Here is a 3,880-nt window from a genome sequence, read left to right on the forward strand (position 1 = left end):
CGCTACGGCCCATCGCTGATGGACGGGAGCGCGCTGTTCCACGAGACCTACGGCAGCGACGACGAGCTGATCGCGCTGCAGACTGAATGGATTGAACGACAACTGGTGATGGCATGAAGCGCGCGCTGAAACGGTGGTGGGTTTACCTGGCGGCGGTGCCGCTGGCTGACGGTAGGAGCGCGTTTCGCCTTGGACGGTCGGTAGACCTGGCCGCAACCCTGAAGCAGGTGCAGGACGCCAGCCCGGTTCGCATCGCCAAGGTGTGGACGATGCCGACGTGCAGCGAGCGCGCGGCGTGCGCCGCGGTGGCCGGCATGGCATCTGATCTCGGCAAGTACTGGCAGCATGGTCCGTGGTTGCACATGCACACAGATCAGCAGGTGGATAAGGCTGCTATGAAGCAGGCGATGGATGCTGCAGGGGTGCATGCCGACTGGCCTGATGGTGCCAGCGGCAAGGCTTGGCGAGAGGCTCCGATGTAGGGATGAAAAATATGTTTGACACCCAGGGGTAAATAAGTAAATTAAGCGCATTGGTGAGAAAAGCCTCCGGAGAGATCTGGGGGCTTTTTTCGTTCCGGGTTTCCGAGTCGGTAGTCACAGTGGGTGCGAATCCAGGCAACCGGCCAGCCGTGAGGCTCTCCGCTGGAGTCGCATAGAAGAGGCGCTCCGTGACGGCGGCGCTTCAGCGACGAACCTGCTGTGCCGGCTCAACATTACGTATCCGCGCATACCTATAGCCATGCCGAGCCATGGGCTCTATAAATGCCTGACCTAAGCAGCAAGGAATTGCTATGGCAAGGCGCTATTGGTATGTGGTCACGAAGCCGGGTGGATGGGCTGTTCGCGTAGGCGAGGGTCTGCTTGCGCAAGAGACTCACTTTCGGACTCAACTGGACGCTGTGAATCATGCGGCTGCACAAGCGAACGCCGCTTGGCTGATAGCAAAAACGCCTTCGGGGGTTCGCGTGCAAGGAGCCGACTCTCGATGGAGAGATGAGCGAACTTACGGAAATGACCCATTTCCGCCGCGTGGCTAAGTCTAGCTTTTAACTCTTACTACCCCGCCTCGGCGGGGTTTTTCATTTTAGGAAGTACGATGCAGCTGACCGCCCAACAACTGAAGATGGCGGTGGGTTGCTCGGACCAGACTGCAGAGCGCTGGATCGAACCGATCAGCGAGGCGTGCCGCCTGTACGGTATCAGCACGCCGCGCCGCATGGCCGCGTTCCTGGCGCAGGTCGGCCACGAGTCGACCGGTCTCACAGCGGTGGTGGAAGGGCTGAACTACAGCCTCGAAAACCTGATCAAGGCTTGCAAGCGCGCGAAGGAAAACAGCCGCTGGCGGTCGCTGCTGCCACGGGCGAAGGAGCTGGCACGCAACTCGGTCGGCCTGGGGAATGCGGCATATGCGAACCGCCTGGGCAATGGCGATGAAGCGAGCGGTGATGGCTATCGCTACCGCGGACGTGGCCCGATCCAGAACACGGGCCGGGCCAACTACGCCGGCATGCGCGACACGCTGCGCGCCAAGGGCGTGCGGGACGTGCCGGACTTCGAGAAGCAGCCGGAGGCGCTGGAGCAGCCCAAGTGGGGCGCGCTCGCCGCCGCGGCATTCTGGGACACGCGCAATTTGAACCCACTGGCCGATGCCGGTCGGTTCGACGACATCACCGAACGGGTCAACGGCGGGCAGAACGGTGCCGCCGATCGGCGGGCGCGCTACGCCAAGGCGCTCAAGGCGCTGGGGGCATGATGGTGCCGGATCTTGACGACGCGACCCTGCTGGCGGCAGAGCGTCAATCGCTCACCGAGGCGGTTGAGCTACTGCAGGAATGCTGGGGCCGTACCGCGCGGCCGCGCCGCGATGCGCGCAATGTGCTGCGCCTGGGCTATGGGCGCGCCATCGAAACGCGCGAGCAGAGTGAGCGGGTAGCCACCATGGAGCTGACCGAGGACGTGATGGAAGCGCAGGAGACCTTGCGAGGCCGCTTCTTCGAACTGCTCGCCGTGCATCCGGAGATGCGCCCGTCGCTGCCGTACATCATTGCGATCGCGGACATCATCGGCGCCGAGCTGGTGCGCGACGCCACGGACCTGTGGGCAGCGGCGCGCCGCGGTGACTGGCTGGAGTTCGGCTCGGTGATTCAGGAGTTTCGCTGGGAGCTCTTCAGCGATGCGACGGAGCGCGACAAACGCGCGGTATCTCGCTTGGTAATGCGGCTCGCCATGGGCGCCGCAAGCCTGCAATCGTGAGCCTATCGCGCTATACGCTCGCGCAAGCGCGCGGCGGCCTGGCGTTGTTGGTGATCGCCACCAACCTGGTCATTCTCGCCGCAATGCTTGGTGTGGCGATCCCGCCAGAAAATAAAGACATCGTGTTGCTGCTGGTAGGTGGTCTGGTCAATCTGACCGGCATCGTCGGCGGCTACTACTTCGGTTCGAACAGTTCGAGAAAGCCCAGTGCCTGACAAGTGGGATCGTGGCCTGCCGGGCCCGGAAGCTCAGCAAACGTCTACGTCAAATGGTGAACGCATGAAGCGCACCCTGTCGTGCTTGGCCGGGCTGCTCCCCGCTCTTTACGTCCGCGAGACAGTCGCGATCGCGAACGGCATGACTCACGAAGGCCGATTGTTCGGTGTGCCAGCATGGCTGCGCGTTGATGGCGATGACCAGGTGACTGGCACGCCGAAGGTGCCCGCCTTGCATCTGTGGTGCCTGCTGATAGACCTGTCCTTGGAGGTTGCCTCCTGCTTCATGCGCGAAGACAAGGTGTTGGCTAGCCCGATCACGATCGGTAGGCCATTGGCATGAATCGCATCCTGATCGCCATCGTTGCTTCGCTGCTCTGGTCTGCAGCCATGGTCGGTGCTGGCTGGGCATGGCGAGGCGATCGGGCCGAGGCGGCTGCGGCCAATGTCCAGGTAGCAACTGGTAAGCAAGCCTTACAAGTTGAGCAGGCGGCGCGCGCCATCGAACACAAACACGCCGAGGCACTGGCCGACATTGGAGCCAAGCATGAAGAAGACCGGCAGGCGGCCCAGGCCGTCCCTGATGCTGTTGTGGCTGACCTGCGCAGTGGTGTGCTCCAGCTGCGCAACGACCTCGCCACATGTAATACCGACCTCCTGTCCCGCTCCGTCACCGGCGCCATCGAACGTGATGCGCACGCCCAACTACGAAGCGAGGTTGCGGGCGCTGTTGTTCAAGTCGGCCGAGACGCTGATGACCACGTCGACGCCTGCCAAGCAATCATTACCGCAGACCGCACCAAGGTGATGCCGTGACTCATCTGCATGCGACACAGCTAGATCGCATCGAGGAGAAGCTCGACACGCTGATCGCTGCACTGGCTGGCGATGATCAAGAGCAAGAGCAGCCGGCATGCACGCTCGACTGCGAGCTGTCTGGTGGTGAGCGAGATCAATCCATGAGCCTGGACTGATGCCTGGCTTCCCGTCGCGGCATAAGCCACTGCAGCGGATCGCGCCGGTCCACGTTGCCCAGGCGCAGCCCGAGAACTACGGGCAAGGACGCGGCGGCCGGCCGTGGCGGCGCAAGCGCGACGAGATCATGAAGCGCGACCAATACCTCTGCGTCCCATGCCGCGCCGCTGGCCGCGTCACGGCTGCCGAGGAGGTCGACCACATCGTCCCCCAAGCTGAAGGCGGGACTGGCGCAGACAACAACCTGCAGGCCATCTGCGTCGACTGTCACATCGCCAAAACCAAGGCCGAGGCGGCGCGCGGCGCGAACCGTTCGCATCCGCGACGCGGCAGGTCGGCCGACCGTCCCCAACCCCGGGGGGTAGGGCAAAACTTTGAGGGGTTGGGGTCGGACACCGGCCGCTCAGCCAAATTTTCGCACGGTCAAAATTAGGA

Annotated in this window: 8 protein-coding genes; all 8 read left to right on the forward strand. The window is 63.2% G+C overall.

Annotated features, from left to right (window positions below; all coding sequences use genetic code 11):
• Positions 1-113 precede the first annotated feature (113 nt).
• The gene (locus tag J7396_RS21965; RefSeq protein ID WP_046933429.1) at positions 114-482 is read left to right on the forward strand and encodes a hypothetical protein; all 369 of its coding nucleotides are present in this window, start codon (positions 114-116) and stop codon (positions 480-482) included.
• 616 nt (positions 483-1,098) lie between these two features.
• Positions 1,099-1,755: a glycoside hydrolase family 19 protein gene (locus J7396_RS21975; protein WP_057681495.1), complete on the forward strand. Its 657-nt coding sequence runs from the start codon at positions 1,099-1,101 to the stop codon at positions 1,753-1,755.
• Positions 1,752-2,255: a hypothetical protein gene (locus tag J7396_RS21980; protein WP_046932011.1), complete on the forward strand. Its 504-nt coding sequence runs from the start codon at positions 1,752-1,754 to the stop codon at positions 2,253-2,255. The genes J7396_RS21975 and J7396_RS21980 overlap by 4 nt, the downstream gene beginning before the upstream one ends.
• Entirely contained in the window at positions 2,252-2,470 is a 219-nt protein-coding gene (locus tag J7396_RS21985; protein WP_046932013.1) for a hypothetical protein, read from the forward strand. Before J7396_RS21980 ends, J7396_RS21985 begins: the two co-directional genes overlap by 4 nt.
• Before the next feature lie 64 nt (positions 2,471-2,534).
• Positions 2,535-2,813 carry a hypothetical protein gene (locus J7396_RS21990; protein WP_209262141.1) on the forward strand — a complete coding sequence of 93 codons (279 nt, stop codon included), beginning with the start codon at positions 2,535-2,537 and terminating at the stop codon, positions 2,811-2,813.
• Positions 2,810-3,286 carry a lysis system i-spanin subunit Rz gene (locus J7396_RS21995; protein ID WP_127172366.1) on the forward strand — a complete coding sequence of 159 codons (477 nt, stop codon included), beginning with the start codon at positions 2,810-2,812 and terminating at the stop codon, positions 3,284-3,286. Before J7396_RS21990 ends, J7396_RS21995 begins: the two co-directional genes overlap by 4 nt.
• The gene (locus J7396_RS22000) at positions 3,283-3,444 is read left to right on the forward strand and encodes a hypothetical protein (protein ID WP_209262142.1); all 162 of its coding nucleotides are present in this window, start codon (positions 3,283-3,285) and stop codon (positions 3,442-3,444) included. The genes J7396_RS21995 and J7396_RS22000 overlap by 4 nt, the downstream gene beginning before the upstream one ends.
• Positions 3,444-3,878, forward strand: a complete 435-nt coding sequence (locus J7396_RS22005; RefSeq protein ID WP_080948151.1) for an HNH endonuclease — start codon at positions 3,444-3,446, stop codon at positions 3,876-3,878. Before J7396_RS22000 ends, J7396_RS22005 begins: the two co-directional genes overlap by 1 nt.
• Positions 3,879-3,880: the final 2 nt, after the last annotated feature.

This window comes from Xanthomonas sp. A1809 (assembly GCF_017746015.1).
In the GTDB taxonomy this organism is placed as follows: domain Bacteria; phylum Pseudomonadota; class Gammaproteobacteria; order Xanthomonadales; family Xanthomonadaceae; genus Xanthomonas; species Xanthomonas euvesicatoria.